The sequence below is a fragment of the Lysobacter gummosus genome (assembly GCF_001442805.1).
GTDB lineage: Bacteria > Pseudomonadota > Gammaproteobacteria > Xanthomonadales > Xanthomonadaceae > Lysobacter > Lysobacter gummosus.
The window spans coordinates 4,900,317-4,920,270 of sequence record NZ_CP011131.1; the positions used below are offsets into that span (position 1 = coordinate 4,900,317).

General features: G+C 66.9%; 4 protein-coding genes. All 4 read right to left on the reverse strand.

Annotation, left to right across the window (positions count from 1 at the left end):
• Nucleotides 1–11: 11 nt before the first annotated feature.
• The 4 genes from LG3211_RS19945 to LG3211_RS19960 all read right to left on the reverse strand — a co-directional run bounded on the left by LG3211_RS19945 (nt 12) and on the right by LG3211_RS19960 (nt 18,952).
• Nucleotides 12–1,418: an FAD-dependent oxidoreductase gene (locus LG3211_RS19945; protein ID WP_083512688.1), complete on the reverse strand. Its 1,407-nt coding sequence runs from the start codon at nt 1,416–1,418 to the stop codon at nt 12–14.
• Complete coding sequence (locus tag LG3211_RS19950) at nt 1,415–2,218, reverse strand: DUF6875 domain-containing protein (RefSeq protein WP_148649034.1); 804 nt, start codon at nt 2,216–2,218, stop codon at nt 1,415–1,417. Before LG3211_RS19950 ends, LG3211_RS19945 begins: the two co-directional genes overlap by 4 nt.
• Before the next feature lie 131 nt (nt 2,219–2,349).
• Complete coding sequence (locus tag LG3211_RS19955) at nt 2,350–3,681, reverse strand: MFS transporter (RefSeq protein ID WP_057944357.1); 1,332 nt, start codon at nt 3,679–3,681, stop codon at nt 2,350–2,352.
• 64 nt (nt 3,682–3,745) lie between these two features.
• Entirely contained in the window at nt 3,746–18,952 is a 15,207-nt protein-coding gene (locus tag LG3211_RS19960; protein ID WP_269465117.1) for a non-ribosomal peptide synthetase, read from the reverse strand.
• Nucleotides 18,953–19,954: the final 1,002 nt, after the last annotated feature.

Consider the following 19,954-nt stretch of genomic DNA (forward strand, 5'->3'; position numbering starts at 1 on the left):
GAGCGCGGCCGTCATCGCAGCCACCACCAGGCCGCCGCGGCGACGCCGCATACCGCGACCGCGGCCAGCGCCTTCGCCGAGCCCAGCAGGATCGCGTCCTGTTGCCGGGCGCGGGCGCGCGCCTCGCCGTAGGGCATGGTCGTGTGCGCGATCATCGAATACAGCGGCAGCCAGCGCTTGGGCCACAAGCGGTTGAGGGCGATGTCCAGGCGCTTGCGCGCGACGAACCACGGCGACTGCACCTTCTTTCGCAGCTCGACGAAGTTCTCCTTCGACAGCTCGCACAGCACGTCGGTGTGCTGGCGGCGGGCCTGTTCGTAGGCGTGGAAGGCCGCGGCGGTGTCGCCCTGGTTCGCGCTCAGCGCGGACACCAGCGTGCAGCAATCCTCGAACGCCGAGTTCATGCCCTGGCCGTAGAACGGATACACCGCATGGCAGGCGTCGCCGACCAGCACCGCCCAATCGCCGAAGGTCCACGGCGCGGTACGGGTGGTGATGAGCGAGCCGACCGGATGCTTCATCCATTCCTCGATCAGCCCCGGCAGCAGCCGCACCAGATCGGGGAAGTACTTGCTGATCAGCGCGGTGATTTCTTCCGGCGTGCGCACCGTGGCGAAGCTGTCCTCGCCTTCGAACGGCAGGAACAAGGTCAGGGTGTGCGAGCCGTCGCGGTTGGGATGGGAGACGAACAGGCAATGGCTGCGCGGCCACACGTGCAGCGCGGTCAGCTCGATCACCGACTGGCCGTCGGCGCCGGGCGCCAGGGTCAGTTCCTTGTAGCCCCACTCCAGGTATTCCTGGTGATAGTTGGCGCGCTCGCCGCGCTGCAGTTCGCGCCGCGCGCTGGAGAACGCGCCGTCGGCGCCGACCATCCACTGCGGATGCGCGACCACGCGGCCCTGCGCGGTCTCGAACTCGACCGTGCGCGCGGCCTTGTCGACCTGCGCCAGGCGGTGACCGAAGTGCAGGCGCACCTGCGGATGGCGCTCGGCGTGATCCAGTAGCAGATGACCCAGCTGGTTGCGGTCGATCGAATGCAGGACTTCGCTGGCGTCCTTGCCGTAGGGCTGATAGCGCGTGCTGCCGTCGGGCGCGTGGATCACCCGGCCGCTCATCACCACCGCGGTATCGAGCACGGTCTGCAGCAGGCCGACCATCTCCAGCGCCTGCATGCCGCGCTTGGACAAGCCCAGGTTGATCGAGCGGCCGGCGCGGCCGCCCTGCGTGCGCGGATCGGGCTGGCGCTCGTACAGATCGACCGCGTAGCCCTTCTGCGCCAGCGCCAGGGTCAGCATCGAACCGGCCAGGCCGCCGCCGACGATGGCGATGCGCTCGCTGGCCGGCGTGTCGCTGGCGATCGTCTCGGCCTTGCCCAGGCTGGCGCTGCCGTCGGCATGTTCTCGCGTATGCAGGTTCATGCCGGCTCCACCGCCGCTTCGCTGGCCTCGGCCGGCACGGTGCGCATGGCGACCTCGGCAACGATCAGCTTTTCCAGCGCTTCGTTGAACTTGGACGGCTTCAGCGATCCGCCCAGACGATACAGATACGAGCGCAGGAACGCGGCGCGCTCGGCCGGCGCATACAGATCGCGGGTCATGAACGGCAGATCCGATTCGACCATCAGACGGATGGCGAGCATCGGCACCGGGCTGCGCAGCGGACGGAAGTCGGGATTGCGCAGGCCCGGGCTTTCGTTCATCGAATGGAACTCGCCGAGCATCATGCCCTGGTCGACGAAGTACGGCTTGAGCCGGTACTGCACCTTATCGACCAGCGCCGCGCCTTCCGCGCCGCGCGCGGTCAGGGTCGGGAACGCGACCAGGAACGCCTTGTTGATCGAGTCCGGCGACTTGGTCGGCTCGGTCGCCAGGAATACGTTGCGGTATTCCTTGATGATCTCCGAGATGCTGTCCACGGTCGGCTCGGCGTCGGCGACCTCGGAAATCCAGATCGTGTCCATGTTCAGGGCGCCCGGAACGAACGGGCAGATCGAACCGGAACGGCCGAGGTTGGGATGCGGCGCGCCGATGAATTCGCGCACCCACTTGAGCATGCCGGCCAAGGTCGAAGTCGGCTCGCATTCGCGCTCCACTTCCGAGACCCGCATCAGCCGCGGCACCGCGGACGACTGCATCGCCGCCGGCGTCTGGTCGTTGTGTCCGGCCGCCGCGGCGGCGTGCTTGCACGGCGCCGGGGATTGCCCTAGCTCAGTCTTCATTTCGCACTCCTTGCCTTCACGTTGTCGCGCCAGCCTTGCTGACCTGCTCGATACTTCCTGTTCATCGCTGCACTTCCTGTCGTTGTGAACCGGCCGTCCCCTAGAGGCCGCCTGGTGATCCGCGCCACGCCTCAGTACGAGGGCTCGGCGATGATTTGATTCTTTTCTTCGGCTGCCGCCACGTCTTCGAGTTCGTCGATGCGGCGGATCGCCGGCACGCCGTAGGCCCACAGCGCGACCAGGCTCATCGACACGCCCAGCAGCACGAACATCAGGCCGATGCCGCGGCCGGGGCCGACGCCGATCACGCTGCCGACGCTGTCGGCCAGCCAACCGTTTTCAAGCAGCGCCGGACCGAACACGTAATCCGACAACGGCCCGGCCAGGCAGTAACCGATCGCCATCGCCACGTTGAGCACCAGGTCCTGGATCGCGAAGCAGCGGCCCAGCAACTGCGGCGGAACCTTGCTTTGCCACAGCGAGTTGTTGGAGGCGTCGATCGCCGGCAGCATCGTGAACAACACGAACCCCGCCACCGCGACCAGAAGGAACGTGGGATGCAGCCCATGCGCGGCCAGGAACACGCCGCCGAGCATCGAGAACACCAGCACCCCGTTGATGCGCTTCTTCGGCCCGCCCGACATCGTCATCGCCAGGCCGCCGAGCAGCAGGCCGCAGCCGCTGATGGCGTATTGCATGCCGACCCGCTCCGGCGTGGAGAACGACAGCAGCAAGGGTGCGATGAGCACGCTGGCGATGGCGAACACGAAATGGTTATAGCCATACACCTTCAGCAGGCCGAGCAATCCCGGCCGCCCGTGCACGTAACGCCAGCCGATCACCGCTTCGCGCAAGACGCTTTCGGGCGCTGCGCCGGTGCTCGCCGGCGCGCGCGGGATCGTCACCAGCAACAAGGTCACGATGCCGACGGCGAAGGTCGAAGCATCGATCAGCAGCACGCCCTTGAAATCGATGGCGCTGACCAGGAAACCGGCCAGCAGCGGCCCGCAGATCGAGGCCGCGGCTTCGCCGGAATGAACCAGCCCGTTCGCGCGCGGCAGATGTTGCGCCGGCACCAGCAGCGGCACGCTGGCGAGGAAAGCCGGCTTGCGGAAGGTTTCCAGCAGCGAGGCGGTCGCGGCGACCGCGTACACATGCCAGACCGCGAGTTGGCCAGTGGACAGCAGCAAGGCCAACGACGCCATCAAGGTCATCGCCGCTACGTCGCAGACCATCAGGATCGTGCGCCGGTCCCAGCGATCGACCAGCGCGCCGGCCCACGGCGCGGCGAAGATCGCCGGCAGCGCGGTGACGATGAAGGTGATCGCGAACTGGGTGGTCGAGCCGGTGGTGCGCAGCACCCACAGTCCCAGGGCGAAGCTCGACAGCTTCGAGCCGATGCCCGAGAGCATCTGCCCGATCCACACCAGCAGGAAATTCCGCGACAGCACGAACCGGCTCATACCCGTATTGCTCCCTTGCATGACTGCATCGGCATGCGGCCGCGCCATCGCTTCGTGGTGGTGCTCATAGCGGCAGCTCCGCTGGTGCGTCATCGGACTGAAAATCGACCGTCGGCGTCTTCGCCGGGGCACCCGTCCGCGTCGCTTGCGCGCGGGCGCGGCGATCGCCCACGCGCGAGGCCAGCGCGGCGAGCGTGGGCTGTTCGAACAGATCGGCCAGGGCCAGATCGAAACCGGCCGCGTGCAGACGGCCTTGCACTTGCAGGGCCAGCAGCGAATGACCGCCGAGGTCGAAGAAGCGGTCGTTGCGGCCGACGCGGTCGAGCTTGAGTGCGTCGGCCCACAGCTGCGCCAGCAGGGTTTCGGTCTCGCCTTGCGGCGCTTCGTAGTCGCGGCGGCGGTAGGCATCGGCGTCGGGCGCCGGCAACGCCTTGTGGTCGAGCTTGCCGTTGGAGGTGCGCGGCAGGCTTTGCAGTTGCAGATAGGCCGACGGCAGCATGTAGTCCGGCAGCGTCGCGCTCAGATGGGCACGCAATGCGTCGGCGTCCATCGCCGTATCGTCGTGGGTGACGATGTAGGCCACCAGGCGCTTGTGGCCCGGCTGATCTTCACGCGCCAGCACCACGGCGTCGCGCACCGATTCGTGCTCGATCAGGCGCGATTCGATCTCGCCCAGCTCGATGCGGAAGCCGCGGATCTTGACTTGGAAGTCGTTGCGGCCCAGGTATTCGATATTACCGTCGGCTCGCCAGCGACCCAGGTCGCCGGTCTTGTACATGCGCTCGCCGTCGATGAACGGATTACGCAGGAAGCGTTCCGCGGTCAGCTCATCACGGTTGAAGTAGCCGCGCGCCACGCCGGCGCCGCCGATGTACAACTCGCCGCTGGCGCCCATCGGCACCGGCTGCAAGTGGCGGTCGAGCAGGTAAATCTGGGTATTCGCCAGCGGACGGCCGATGTGCGGGGCGAAGCCGCTGTCGCGGTCCATCGCGACCCAGGTCGAGTAGGTCGTAGTTTCAGTCGGGCCGTACAGGTTGCACAGGCGCTGCACCGGGGTCTGCGCGAACAGGCGTTCGGCCAGTTCGCGCTTCAGCGCTTCGCCGGCGACGTTGACGACTTCGACCTTGGGGTCGATCGCCTGAGCGTCCAGCAAGGCTTGCAATGCAGACGGAACGGTGTTGATCAGGCGGATGTCGTGCTCGCCTTCCTGCAGCGCCAGCGCGTCATCGACCACTTCCGTGCAGCCGCCGACGATCAGCGGGGCGAAGCATTCGTAGATCGACAGATCGAAGTTCAGCGAGGTCGAGAACAGCGTCTTCGCCAGCACCGACGCTTCGAACGATTCCTTCGCCCAGACCAGGAAGTTCACCGCGTTGCGGTGTTCGATCATCACGCCCTTCGGCATGCCGGTCGAACCGGAGGTGTAGATCAGGTAGGCAAGATGGTTAGACGTCAGACCGTTCACGGCTGGCGCTTCGGAAGATTCGCTCCGCCACGCCGCATCCGGATCAACCAGATCGATCAACGGCGCCGCCACCACGTCCGGCAACGACTCGCGCGCCGTCGCCGAAGTCAGCACCGCCACCGGCGCGCTGTCGGCCAGCATGTGCGCCAGACGATCGCGCGGGTACACCGGGTCCAGCGGCACGTAGGCGCCGCCGGCCTTGAGTACGCCGAACACGCCGATCACCATCGAAAGACCGCGTTCGATACTGATGCCGACACGGTCGTCGGGCTTCACGCCCAGGCCGATCAAATGATTCGCAAGCCGGTTGGCCTGACGATCCAATTCGGCATAGCTCAGCGATTCGCCACGATGCACCACCGCCGTCGCATCCGGCGTCCGCGCGACCTGCGCCTCGAACAACTGGTGGATGCAAGCCTGCTCGGGATACGCCTTGCCGGTATCGTTGAGATCGGCCAGTACGCGCTGCCGCTCAGCCGCCGGCAACACCTCCAACTGCGTCAGCGCCGAACCCGGCGCCTGTTCCAGCGCCTGCGCCAACGAAGCCAGCGCGGTATCGAACATCGCGCAGATCAGAGCCGGATCGATCGACTCATCGACCTGGACGTTGAAGCTCAAGCCGCCATCGGCCTCATCGTTGACCGACACGGTCAAGGGATAGTTGGTCCGCTCCGACCACTGCAGCAGTTCCAGGCCGGTGGAGAAACCGTCCTGCGCATCGCCGCCCTCGCCCGCCGCCTGATAGCGGTAATTGAGCAGCGAGTTGAACAACGGCAGCGGCGACGGCACCGCGCTGCAACGCTGGGCCAGATTGAACGGCGCGTGCTCGTGACGCAGCAGTTCGGTCAGGCGCTCGTGCGCCAGTCGCACCTTGTCGCGCACGCTGCCTTCGCCCAGCGCCAGACGCAGCGGCAAGGTGTTGATGAACACGCCCATGCCGCGATCGGCGCCTTCGCCGCCGTGCATGCGGCCGAACATCACCGTGCCGAACACGACATCGTCGCGGCCGCTGACCCGTGCCAGCACCATCGCCCAGGCGAGGTGGCACAGCGTCGCCGGGCCCACGCCGGCGGCGCGCGCGGCCGCGCGCAGGCGGCGGCTGAGATCGGCGGAGACTTCGAAATCGGCTTCGGCGATGCGGCTGCCGTCGCCCTGGGTATCGAGCAGGCCGAACGCCGCGGTCGGCTCATCGATATCGCCCAACAGATTGCGGAAATAGCTTTCGTGCTCTTCGCGGCTCACACCCAGGCGAGCCTGAGCGACGAAATTGCGGAACGGCACCGGCGCCGGCAGTTCGCTGACGCGGCCGCGCAGGATCGCCTCGACTTCCTCGTGAATCAGCTGCAGCGCGGTGTGATCGCTGGTCAGGTGATGCATCAGTTCCAGCGCGACCCAGCGCTGGTTGCGCTCGTCGCGGGCGATGAACCAGCGCCACGCCGGCGCCTGGCGCAGATCCAGACGGTAATGGCGCGGATCGAAACGCTCGCGCAGCTGTACGGCGATATCGCCGTCGGCCGGATCGAGTTCGATCTGCTCGATCACCAGCGGCGCGCGCCGCCACACCACCTGCACCGGTTCGGGCAGGCCTTCCCAGGCCAGCGCGGTGCGCAGGATGTCGTGACGGTCGATCACCGTCTGCAAGGCTTCGGCGTAGCGATCGAAATCCTCGCGATGCTGCACGGCGTACAGCGTCGGCGACAGGAACACGTCGCCGTGGCGGCCGAGCGCGTGGTGGAACAGGAAGCTTTCCTGCAGCGGCGCCAGCGGATAGATGTCCTGGACATTGGCCGCGCCGCCGGGCACCGCCGCGATGATGCGGTCGATGTCGGCCTGCTGCAGCCGCACCAGCGGCAACATCGCGGGCACGATGGTGTCGCTGTCGGGCGCGATCGCGTTGGCCGGCACCGCCACGCTGGCGTAGTCGCCGCCGACCGCCGCGGCCAGCGCCTGCAAGGTCGGCGCGGCGAACAAGGCGCGCACGTCGATGGCCAGGCCGGCGTTGCGCATGCGCTCGATCAGGCTCACCGCCAGCAGCGAATGGCCGCCGAGTTCGAAGAAGTTATCGTGCCGGCCGACCTGATCGAGCTTGAGCACTTCGCTCCACAACTGCGCGATCGCGGTTTCGACGGCACCGACCGGCGCCTCGTAGGCTCGCGACAGATACGCATCGGCCTGCGGCGCCGGCAATGCCTTGCGGTCCAGCTTGCCGTTGGTGGTCAGTGGCATGCGTTCCAGCACCACGTACGCCGCCGGCACCATGTACTCGGGCAGCGCCGCGCTCAGGTGTGCGCGCAGGGTTTCGATCTCGACGCCGGCTTCGTCGTTGCTTCGCACATAAGCGACCAGACGCTTGTCGCCGGGGCGATCCTCGCGCGCCAGCACCGCGACTTCGCCGACGCCGGGGCAACCGGCCAGGCAAGCTTCGATCTCGCCCAACTCGATACGGAAGCCGCGGATCTTGACCTGGAAATCGCCGCGGCCCAGGAACTGCAGGCTGCCGTCGGCATTCCAGCGCGTGCGGTCGCCGGTGCGGTACAACTTCGCCCCCGCCTGCGCCGCGAACGGATCGTCGAGGAAACGCGCGGCGGTGAGGTCCGGCGCGCCCAGATAGCCGTGCGCGACACCCACGCCGCCGATGCACAGCTCGCCTTCGGCGCCGCGCGGCAACAGCCGCAACTGCGCGTCCAGCACGTAGGTGCGCACGCCCGGCAGCGGCCGGCCGATCGGCAGCTCGGCGCCGGACAGCTCCGAGCCGTCGCGGGTGGCGAGCATGGTGGCGCAGACCGACGCCTCGGTCGGGCCGTAGTGGTTGCTCAGCGCGACCCGGCCTTGCGTGAGTTCCGCGAAGCGGCGCACCAGTTCCAGCGGAACGCTTTCGCCGCCGAACATCAACAGGCGCAGGTCCGGCAGCACCGGCGCATCGCGGCCAGCGCGCAGATCGATCAGGCCGTCGGTCCAGCGCCGCCACAACGCCGCCGGCGCGTCGATCGCGCTGATGCGATGTTCGCGGCAATAGTCTTCCAGCGCGCTCGCGGTCAGGTCGGCGGGCGAAGGATGCAGCACCAGCGCCGCGCCGACCGACAGGGCTGGGAATACGTCGCCGACCGAGGCATCGAACACCAGCGGTGGAATCATCAGCAGACGCTGGCCGGCGAAATCGTGTCCGGCGACGAAACCGCGCACCAGATTCATCGCGCCGCGATGGCTGACCACCACGCCCTTCGGCGTGCCGGTCGAGCCGGAGGTGTAAATCACGTACGCGGTGGCGTCTGCATCGGCGTTCAGCGCCGGCGCGCGGGTATGCGCCGCCAATCCGGCGACAGTGGCGATGTGGCCGGACAGGCTTGCGCGCCATTGCACGGCCTTGCCGGCGTATTCGGCGAAGGCCTCGTTCGGCAGCAACAGGGCCAGGACCTGCGCATCGTTGAGCACGTAAGCGATGCGTTCGTCGGGATAACCCGGATCGACCGGCACGTAAGCCGCGCCTGCGGCCAGGATGCCGAGCACGCCGATCAGCGAGTCGATCGAGCGATCGGCCAGGATCGCGATGCGGCTGTCGGCATCGGCGCCGAGTTCGCGCAGATGCCGGGCCACGCCGTTGGCGCGCGCGACCAGTTCGCCGTAGTTCAATTCGCGGCCGGGTTCGACCACGGCGGCCGCATCGGGTGTGCGTTCGGCCTGGGCCAGAATCCAGGCGTACAGCGATTGCGCATCGGCATCGAGATGCCCGTCGGCATGCGCGCCGCCGTCGCCGAGCGCGAGCAGCTCGGCGCGTTCGATCGCATCGGGCAGTTCGATGTCGGCGATCGCCTGATGCTCGTCGACAACCATCGCCTGCAGCATCCGCCGCAGATAGCCCAGATGGCGCTCGATGCTGGATCGGTCGAACAAAGCGCTGGCGTATTCCAGCTGGCCGACGATGCGCTCGCCGACTTCGCTCAGATCCAGGCCGAGATCGAACTTGGCGATGCCGTAGGCCGGATTGACTTCCGACACGCTCAAGCCGGGCAGGCGCAGGGATTCTTCGTCCAGATTCTGCCAGGCCAGCATCACCTGGAAGATCGGCGCATGCGCCAGGCTGCGCAGCGGGTTGACCAGCTCCACCACCTGCTCGAACGGCAGATCCTGATGATCCTGCGCTTCCAGCACCCGGCTCTTGACCTGCTGCAGCAGTTGCGCGGCGCTGCCGTCTATCTGCGCGCGCTGCGCCTGGGTGTTGACGAAGAAGCCGATCAGCGGCTCGATTTCCGGGCGCGTGCGATTGGCCACGGCGGTGCCGACGACGACATCGTCCTGGCCGGACAGGCGCGACAACACCGCCATCCACGCCGCCAGCACGGTCATGTACAAGGTCGCGCCGTGGCGCTGGCCGAGCTTGCGCAGGGCCTGGGTGAGTTCGGCGTCGAACTCCACCGGCACCGCGTCGCCGACGAAGGATTGCTGCGGCGGGCGCGGGCGATCGGTCGGCAGTTCCAGCAGCGCCGGCGCGCCGGCCAGCGCTTGCTGCCAGTAGTCGCTCTGCTTCGCCAGCACTTCGCCCTGCAGCCAGTGCCGTTGCCATACCGCGTAATCGGCGTACTGGATCGGCAACGGCGGCAGCGGATCGTCTTCGCCGGCCAGATAGGCGGCGTACAAGGCGCTCAGCTCTTCGGTGAACACGCCCGCCGACCAGCCGTCGGAGGCGATGTGATGCATGGTGATCGACAGGACGTGTTCGTCGTCCGCGGTCTGCAACAGCTCGCCGCGCAACAGCGGGCCGTGTTCCAGATCGAAGGCGCGGATGGTGGCGTCGGCCAGATGCCGGTCCAGCGCCGCGGCGTCGGCGCCGCGCAGATCGCGCATGCGCAGGTCGAAGCCGGCATCGGCCGGGCCGATGTGCTGCACGGTCTGGCCATCGACACGGCGGAAGGTGGTGCGCAGCACTTCGTGCCGCGCCACGATGCGGTCGAGCGCGCGCTGCAGCGCGCTGCGATCCAGCGCGCCGCGCAGGCGCAGCGCCATCGGGATGTGATACGCCTCGCTGCCGCCGTCGAGCTGGCTGAAGAACCACAGGCGTTGTTGCGCGTACGACAGCGGCAAGGCCTGATCGCGCGGCACCGGCAGGATCGGCTGCTGTTCGCTGCGGGTGCGTCCGTGCAAATGCTCGGCCAGCTCGGCCAGCACCGGACGCGCGAACAGATCCTTGAGCGAAACCTCGACTTCCAGCGCGCGGCGCAGGCGCGACAACAGCGTCACCGCAAGCAGCGAATGCCCGCCGAGTTCGAAGAAGTTGTCGTGGCGGCCGACCCGCTCGAGCTTTAGCACGTCGGCCCACAGCTGCGCCAGGGCGGATTCGACCTCGCCGACCGGCGCTTCGTATTCGCGCACCCGGTACGCGGAGGCGTCCGGCGCCGGCAGCGCCTGGCGGTCGAGCTTGCCGTTGCCGGTCATCGGCATGCGGTCCAGCACCACGAACGCGCCCGGCACCATGTAGGCCGGCAGGCTCTCGGCCAGATGCGCACGCAAGGCTTCGATATCGATTTGGCTCGGATCGGCGGCCGACACGTAACCGACCAGACGCTTGTCGCCGGGCTGGTCTTCGCGCGCCAGCACCGCGCTTTCGCGCACGCCGGGGAACTGCGCCAAACGCGCTTCGATCTCGCCCAGCTCGATGCGGAAGCCGCGAATCTTGACCTGGAAGTCGTTGCGTCCGAGGTATTCGATCTGGCCGTCGCCGCGCCAACGGCACAGGTCGCCGGTCTTGTACAGACGCTCGCCGGCCACGAACGGGCTGGCGATGAAACGCTCTTCGGTCAGCTGGGCGCGATTGAGATAGCCGCGCGCGACCTGGGCGCCCCCGATATAGAGCTCGCCCGCCACGCCGATCGGCGCCGGCTGCAGGTGCTGATCGAGGATGTAGATGCGGGTGTGCACGATCGGCTTGCCGATCAGCAGCTGCGAGGCCGGATCGCCGTCGAGCACGCACATGGTCGCGTCCACCGTCGCCTCGGTCGGGCCGTAGGCGTTGATCAGGCGCGGCAGGTGGCCGTCGCGCTGGAACCAGCGCGCGACCATTTCCGAGTTGACTTTCTCGCCGCCGATCATGATCTGGCGAACGCCGCGCGGAATCTCGCCGCCGCGTTCGTCGGCCAGCTGGTGCCAGAACGCGGTGGGCAGATTCAGCACGCTGATCTTCTGCTCTTCGCAGTGGCGCCAGAACGTGGTGGCATCGGCGATCCATTCGTCGCTGCGCAGCACCAGGGTGCAGCCGGTGCACAGCGCGCCGAAGTATTCCTCCACCGACATGTCGAAGCTCAGCGCGGCGAACTGCAGCAGGCGGTCGTCGGGTTCGAGCGCGTAGCCGACTTCCAGCGCATGCACCAGCGTGGTCAGGCTGCGGTGCTCGATCATCACGCCCTTGGGCAGACCGGTCGAGCCGGAGGTGTAGATCACATAGGCCAGCTGATCCGGCCGCAGACCCAGCGTGGCCGGGTCCGGGTTGCTGTCGTCGTGCGCGGATTGCGCATCGTCGCCGTCGAGCACGCGCACCTGCGCGTTCGTCGCCGGCAACGAGGCGCGCAACGCCGGTTGAGTCAGCACCACCTTCGGGCCGACATCGCCGAGCATGTATTCCAGGCGATCCGGCGGATAGGCCGGATCCAGCGGCACGTAGGCGCCGCCGGCCTTGAGCGTGGCGAGGATGCCCACGACCATCTCGGCGCTGCGTTCCATGTAGATGGCGACGCGGTCGTCGGGCTTCAGGCCGCCGGCGATCAGGCTGTGCGCGAGGCGGTTGGCGCGACGGTTGAGTTCGGCGTAGCTGACCTCACGGCCCTGGTACACCAGGGCAACGGCGTCGGGACGCTGCGCGACCTGCGCTTCGAACAGGGCCTGCACGCACTGCGGCGGCGGCAGCTCGGCGGCGGTGTCGTTCCAGGCTTCCAGGATCTGATGGCGCTCGTCGGCGCCGAGCAGCTCGATCCGATCGACCGCCTGCGCATCGTCGGCGGCCATCGCCGCGAGCATGCCGCGCAGGTAGCCGACGCCGCGTTCGACCGTGGCGCGGTCGAACAACGAGGTCGCGTATTCCATGCGGCCGACAATGCAGCCGTCGCTCTCGCCCAGATCCAGGCTGAGGTCGAACTTGGCCACGTCGTAGGTCGAGTCTTCCAGCGAAGCCTCGATCCCGGGAAATTCGAGCACGCCTTCGGCCGTGTTCTGCCAGGCCAGCATCACCTGGAAGATCGGCGCGTGCGCCATGCTGCGCACCGGATTGACCCGTTCCACGATCTGTTCGAACGGCAGGTCCTGGTGATCCTGCGCTTCCAGCACCCGCGTCTTGACCCGCTGCAACAGCTGCGAGGCGCTGCCATCGACCGGGACGCGCAAGGCCTGGGTGTTGACGAAGAAGCCGATCAGGCCTTCGATTTCCGAGCGCGTGCGATTGGCCACGGCGGTGCCGACGACGATGTCGTCCTGGCCCGACAGACGCGACAGCACCGCCATCCACGCGGCCAGCACGGTCATGTACAAGGTCGCGCCGTGGCGCTGACTGAGCCGGCGCACGGCCTGGCTCAACTCGGCGTCGAAATGCACCGGTACGATGGCGCCGTCGAAGGATTGCTGCGGCGGACGCGGGCGATCGGTCGGCAGTTCCAATACCGCCGGCGCGCCGGCCAGGGTCTTGTGCCAGTAATCGCTCTGCTTGCTCAGCACATCGCCGACCAGCCATTGCCGTTGCCAGACCGCGTAGTCGCTGTACTGGATCGGCAGCGGCAGCAGCGGGTCGTCTTCGCCGGCCAGATAGGCCGCATACAACGCGCTGAGTTCATCGCTGAACACGGCCAGCGACCAGCCGTCGGACACGATGTGGTGCATCGTGATCGCCAACAGGTGTTCGTCGTCGTTCACTTGCAGCAACAGGCCGCGGGCCAGCGGGCCGCGTTCCATGTCGAAGGGCCGCTCGGCCTCTTCGTCCAGGCGCCGGCGCACCGCCGCGGCGTCCGCGCCGCGCAGATCCGCGCGCTGCAGCGAGAAGCCGATATCGGCCGGGGCGATGCGCTGCACGGTCTGTTCCTGATCGCGCAGGAACGTGGTGCGCAGCACTTCATGTCGCCACACGATGCGGTCGAGCGCGCGCTGCAGGGCGGCGCGGTCGAGCGCGCCGCGCAGACGCAGGACCAGCGGAATGTGGTACGCCTCGCTGCCGCCGTCGACCTGGGCCAGGAACCACAGGCGCTGCTGCGCGTACGACAGCGGCAGTTCCTGATCGCGCGGCGCCGGCAGGATCGGCTGTTGCTCGCTGCGAGCCTGCGCTTGCAGATGCGCCGCCAGATCCGACAGCACCGGCCGGGCGAACAGATCCTTCAGCGAGACTTCCACCGACATCGCGCTGCGTATGCGCGACAGCAGCGTTACCGCCAGCAGCGAGTGGCCGCCGAGTTCGAAGAAATGATCGTGGCGGCCGACCTGGTCGAGCTTGAGCACGCCGGCCCAGATCTGCGCCAGCGCGGTTTCGGTTTCGGTCAGCGGCGCTTCGTAGTCGCAGCGGCGGTAGGCATCGGCGTCGGGCGCCGGCAGCGCCTTGCGGTCGAGCTTGCCGTTGGAGGTGCGCGGCAGGCTCTGCAGGTGCAGATAGGCCGACGGCAGCATGTAGTCGGGCAGCGTCGCGCTCAGGTGGCCGCGCAATGCGTCGGCGTCCATGGCCGTATCGTCGTGGGTGACGATGTAGGCCACCAGGCGCTTGTCGCCGGGCTGGTCTTCGCGCGCTAGCACCACGGCATCGCGCACCGCTTCGTGCTCGATCAGGCGCGATTCGATCTCGCCCAGCTCGATGCGGAAGCCGCGGATCTTGACCTGGAAGTCGTTGCGGCCCAGATATTCGATATTGCCGTCGGCGCGCCAGCGACCCAGGTCGCCGGTCTTGTACATCCGCTCGCCGTCGATGAACGGATTGGGCAGGAACCGTTCCGCGGTCAGCTCATCACGGTTGAAGTAACCGCGCGCCACGCCGGCGCCGCCGATGTACAACTCGCCGCTGGCGCCCATCGGCACCGGCTGCAAGTGACGGTCGAGCAGGTAAACCTGCGTATTCGCCAGCGGACGGCCGATGTGCGGAGCGAAGCCGCTGTCGCGGTCCATCGCGACCCAGGTCGAGTACGTCGTCGTTTCGGTCGGGCCGTACAGGTTGCACAGACGCTGCACCGGCGTCTGCGCAAACAGACGCTCGGCGAGTTCGCGCTTGAGCGCTTCGCCAGCGACGTTGACGACTTCGACCTTGGGGTCGATGGCCTGTGCGTCCAGCAAGGCTTGCAATGCAGACGGCACGGTGTTGATCAGGCGGATGTCGTGCTCGCCTTCCTGCAACGCCAGCGCGTCATTGACCACTTCTGTGCAGCCGCCGACGATCAGCGGGGCGAAGCATTCGTAGATCGACAGATCGAAGTTCAACGAGGTCGAGAACAGCGTCTTCGCCAGCACCGACGCTTCGAACGATTCCTTCGCCCAGACCAGGAAGTTCACCGCGTTTCCGTGTTCGATCATCACGCCCTTGGGCATGCCGGTCGAACCGGAGGTGTAGATCAGATAAGCGAGATGGCTGGAGGTCAGGCCGCTCACAACGGGCGCTTCAGCGGGTTCGTTCCGCCACGCCGCATCCGGATCAACCAGATCGATCAACGGCGCAGCCACCACGTCCGGCAACGACTCGCGCGCCGTCGCCGAAGTCAGCACCGCCACCGGCGCGCTGTCGGCGAGCATGTGCGCCAGACGGTCGCGCGGGTACACCGGGTCCAGCGGCACATAGGCGCCGCCGGACTTGAGCACGCCGAACACGCCGATAACCATCGACAGCCCACGCTCGATGCTGATGCCGACGCGGTCATCGGGCTTCACGCCCAGGCCGATCAGATGATTCGCAAGCCGGTTGGCCTGACGATTCAGCTCGGCATAGCTCAGCGATTCGCCGCCATGCACCACCGCCGTCGCATCCGGCGTCCGCGCGACCTGCGCTTCGAACAGCTCATGGATGCAAGCGGTCTGCGGATACTCGGCCTGGGTCTGATTGAGATCGCTCAGCACCCGCCGGCGCTCATCGGCATCGAGCAGATCGATGCGATCCACCGGTTGAGCATCGTCGCTCGCCAGCGCCTGCAGCATCCGGCGCAGATAGCCCACATAACGCTCGGCGGTGGCGCGGTCGAACAGCGCGGTCGCGTATTCCAGGCGGCCGGCGATGCGGTCTTCGACTTCCGACAGCTCCAGGCCGAGATCCAGCTTGGCCAGATCGTAGGGCATCTCGATCGGGGTCGCGCTCAGATCCGGCAGTGCCAACTCGCCCGCGTCGGTGTTCTGCCAGGCCAGCAGCACCTGGAAAATCGGCGCGTGCGACAGGCTGCGCGGCGGATTGACGATCTCCACCACTTGCTCGAACGGCAAATCCTGGTGTTCCTGCGCATCCAGCACGCGGCCCTTGACCTGCTGCAACAGCTCGCCCACGGTGCCGGCGATGTTGGCGCGCAGCGCCTGGGTGTTGACGAAGAAACCGATCAGGTCCTCGATCTCGGTGCGGGTGCGATTGGCCACCACGCTGCCGACGACGACATCGTCCTGACCGGACAGGCGCGACAGCACCGCCATCCACGCGGTCAGCACGGTCATGTAGAGGGTGATGCCGTGGCGCTGACTCAGCCGTTTCAGGCTTTGGGTCAGCGCGGCGTCCAGTTCGACCGCGACGCTGGCGCCGACGAAGACCGGCTGCGCCGGGCGCGGACGGTCGGTCGGCAGTTCCAGCAACACCGGCGCGCCGTCCAATGCGTTGCGCCAGTACGCGCTCTGCCTGGACAACTGGTCGCCGCGCATCCACTGGCGCTGCCACACGGCGTAATCGGCGTACTGGATCGGCAGCGGCGGCAGCGGATCGTCCTGGCCGCGCGCGTAAGCGCTGTACAGCGCATCCAGTTCGCGAATCAGCAAGCCCTTCGACCAGCCGTCGGAGACGGTGTGGTGCATGGTCACGACCAGCACGTGTTCGTCGTCCGCGGTCTGCAGCAGTTGCCCGCGGATCAGCGGGCCGCGCTCCAGATCGAAGGGCGCCTCGGCTTCCGCGTGCAGATGTCCTTGCAGCGATTCGACATCGCCGCGCAGGTCGCGGTGTTGCAGCGCGAAGCCCAGTTCCGGCGCGGCGATGCGCTGCACGGTCTGCTCATGCTCGCGCACGAAGGTGGTCCGCAGCGCCTCGTGCCGCCATACGATGCGGTCGAGCGTGCGTTGCAGTGCGTCGCGATCGAGCCGGCCGCTCAGGCGCAGGGCCAGCGGGACGTGGTACGAGCCGCTGGCGCCATCGACCTGAGCCAGGAACCACAAGCGCTGCTGCGCGTACGACAGCGGCAGCTCCTGGTCGCGCGATACCGGCAGGATCGGCTGCTGCTCGCTGCGCGCCTGGCCTTGCAGATGCGCGGCCAGTTCCGACAGCACCGGACGCGCGAACAGATCGCGCAGCGACACATCGACCGACAGCGCGCGGCGCAGGCGCGAGAGCGAGGTCACCGCGAGCAGGGAGTGGCCGCCGAGTTCGAAGAAATGATCGTGGCGGCCGACGCGGTCGAGCTTGAGCACGTCGGCCCACAGCTGCGCCAGCAGGGTCTCGGTCTCGCCTTGCGGGGCTTCGTAATCGCGGCGTCGATAGGCATCGGCGTCCGGTGCCGGCAACGCCTTGCGGTCGAGTTTTCCGTTGGAGGTGCGCGGCAGGCTCTGCAGTTGCAGATAGGCCGACGGCAGCATGTAGTCCGGCAGCGTCGCGCTCAGGTGGGCGCGCAATGCATCGGCGTCCATGGCCGTATCGTCTTGGGTGACGATGTAGGCCACCAGGCGCTTGTCGCCGGGCTGGTCTTCGCGCGCCAGCACCACGGCGTCACGCACGGATTCGTGCTCGATCAGGCGCGATTCGATCTCGCCCAGCTCGATGCGGAAGCCGCGGATCTTGACCTGGAAGTCGTTGCGGCCCAGATATTCGATATTGCCGTCGGCGCGCCAGCGACCCAGGTCGCCGGTCTTGTACATGCGCTCGCCGTCGATGAACGGATTCGGCAGGAAACGTTCCGCCGTCAGTTCGTCGCGATTGAAGTAACCGCGCGCCACGCCGGCGCCGCCGATATACAACTCGCCGCTGGCGCCCATCGGCACCGGCTGCAAGTGACGGTCGAGCAGGTAAACCTGGGTATTCGCCAGCGGACGGCCGATGTGCGGGGCGAAGCCGCTGTCGCGGCCCATCGCGACCCAGGTCGAATAGGTCGTGGTTTCGGTCGGGCCGTACAGGTTGCACAGACGCAGCACCGGGGTCTGCGCGAACAGGCGTTCGGCGAGTTCGCGCTTCAGCGCTTCGCCGGCGACGTTGACGACTTCGACCTTGGGGTCGATCGCCTGTGCGTCCAGCAAGGCTTGCAATGCAGACGGAACGGTGTTGATCAGGCGGATGTCGTGCTCGCCTTCCTGCAGCGCCAGCGCGTCATCGACCACTTCCGTGCAGCCGCCGACGATCAGCGGCGCGAAGCATTCGTAGATCGACAGGTCGAAGTTCAGCGAGGTCGAGAACAGCGTCTTCGCCAGCACCGATGCTTCGAACGACTCCTTGGCCCAGGCCAGGAAGTTCACCGCATTGCGGTGTTCGATCATCACGCCCTTGGGCATGCCGGTCGAACCGGAGGTGTAGATCAGATAAGCGAGATGGCTGGAGGTCAGGCCGCTCACAACGGGCGCTTCAGCGGGTTCGTTCCGCCACGCCGCATCCGGATCAACCAGATCGATCAACGGCGCAGCCACCACGTCCGGCAACGACTCGCGCGCCGCCGCTGAAGTCAGCACCGCCACCGGCGCGCTGTCGGCGAGCATGTGCGCCAGACGGTCGCGCGGATACACCGGGTCCAGCGGAACATACGCTCCGCCGGCCTTGAGCACACCAAACACACCGATCACCATCGACAGACCGCGTTCGATGCTGATGCCGACGCGGTCATCGGGCTTCACGCCCAGGCCGATCAGATGATTCGCAAGCCGGTTGGCCTGACGATTCAGCTCGGCATAGCTCAGCGACTCGCCGCCATGCACCACCGCTGTCGCATCCGGCGTCCGCGCGACCTGCGCCTCGAACAGCTCATGAATGCAAGCGGTCTGCGGATACTCGGCCTGGGTCTGATTGAGATCGCTCAGCACCAGCCGGCGTTCATCGGCGTCGAGCAGATCGATGCGATCCACCGGCTGAGCGTCGTCGGCCGCCATCGCGCCGATCGCGCGCTGCAGGTAGCCGGCGCAACGCTGGGCCATCGCCGGATCGAACAGCGCCGAGGCATGGCTCAACCGGCCGACGATGCCGTCATCGGCAGCGCTCAGCTGCAAATGCAGTTCGAAGGTTTCGCCACGCGCGAAAAACAGCGAGATTTCGCCGCCGCCCGCGACCTCGCCCTCATCGGCCGCAACCAACCGCCCCACTTCGGCCAGCCATTGGCCGACGGACTGCGTGGCATCGATCGGCAAGCTGCGCGCATCGACGAAGCGACCGGCGACGCCGTCGCGCTGCGCGCGTTCGCCGCGCGCCAGCGACGCGCCGATCAACAGGCTGTCGTGTTCGCTCAGCTTCGCCAGCACCGCCGCGCAAGCGGCCGCGACGACACTGCAGCGGCTCAATCGATGAGCGCGCTCCAGCGACTCCAACTCGCGCAGCAATGCCGCATCCCACTGCAGCGACAGCGCGCAGTCGAAATGACCGTCGGCGCAGAACTTCAGTGTCGCGACCTGCGCGGACAGCGATTGCGCGATGGAAGCTGCAGACAATTCCGAATCTTCCGTCTGCACGGAGGACGTGTTTCGATCGCGTGTATTCACTGCTAGATCCCTTAGCCTGTGACTCATTCCGTTCGAGTTGTATTGGTTCGCTCGAACCCCGCTACCTTCAGGCGACGAGGTGGCTAGCCGCTTGCATCGCGCATTCGCGACGCTTCCTTTCCACAAGAATTGCGCCTAGCCGTCGCTACCTCTGCGACGGCCGTCGGCGGTGCGCATCGCGGCGAGATGCGCAACTTCCCGGTGGCAGCACCGGGCTGCCTTGGGCCGCAGGCATCGGATTCGGCAACGACCTCGACGGTGCGAGGCTCGGCCGTGATCCTGCGACCCTTGGCAACGAGTACGGAGAAATCGCCATGTTCCGGACACGAAATGTGACACGCGTTGTGAACATGAACGATGTTCAGGAAACGCCGTGAAAAGTGGCCGCACACGCAGTCGCTCGCTGCGACGCGCACCGGTCGCAGCGCAATCGCATGGCGAAACCATTGTTTTCCTTTGACATTCGCCCACGCGCCCAGATCCGGCGCCGACGCGCTCCTGCAGTTCCCGCTGTCCATTTCGCCCCCCGGCGATGCTGCCTTGCGAACGTGCTCCGATGCCGATCCCCCGGCACTCACGCAGTGCCCTACAAACGCTTCTGCGTGGCGAATTTGTCTACGGGATCATTATTGGGTTGTCAATTTGTGTCGCGTCGCCTGATGGAACTTGCGTGTTGAGTCGCCAGATTCGTTGTGATGCAGTTTGCGATCTGCATGCGTAGCGGCCAAAAAAATCACAATTCAGAGTTGAACTTAAATCGAATTAGCGGTCGGCATCGTGATCGATAACGTGATTGGCATCACCGAGTTTTTCCCGCTCAAACGACGGAATTACGAACAAACAAACTGTGCGTGGTTCTCGTTGTTGCATCATTTGCGAGGCTGTTTTTTTCGCGCGCGCGGCGATACCTCGCCGAATCTCGTTCAACCAGCGGCCGCTGCGATGCTGGCC